Annotated in this window: 2 pseudogenes; one reads left to right on the forward strand and one right to left on the reverse strand. The window is 59.8% G+C overall.

The features are described from left to right. A pseudogene (locus SB756_RS30985) lies at positions 1–96 on the reverse strand (head decoration protein); the annotation flags it as partial. 37 nt (positions 97–133) lie between these two features. Here SB756_RS30985 and SB756_RS30990 point away from each other — a divergent pair. Continuing rightward, a pseudogene (locus SB756_RS30990) lies at positions 134–266 on the forward strand (S49 family peptidase); the annotation flags it as partial.

The raw sequence follows: 266 nt of genomic DNA on the forward strand, positions 1-266 counted from the left end.
CGCTTTCGCACTCAATCCGCCGGGCGCGGTTGCGGTATGAGCCGGGTCACTGTTGCCCTGCGGCTGGTAATGGGTAAAGGTTTCTTTGCTCGTCATAAACATCCCTTACACTGGTGTGTTCAGCAAATCGTTAACGGCCCGCCGCATTCTGGCCGCAGCACCACAGAGTGCACAGGCGCGCAGTGACACTGCGCTGGATCGTCTGATGCAGGGGGCACCGGCACCGCTGGCTGCAGGTAACCCGGCATCTGATGCCGTTAACGATT

The organism is Pseudomonas sp. SIMBA_068 (genome assembly GCF_046534705.1).
GTDB classification, from domain to species: Bacteria; Pseudomonadota; Gammaproteobacteria; order Pseudomonadales; family Pseudomonadaceae; genus Aquipseudomonas; species Aquipseudomonas putida.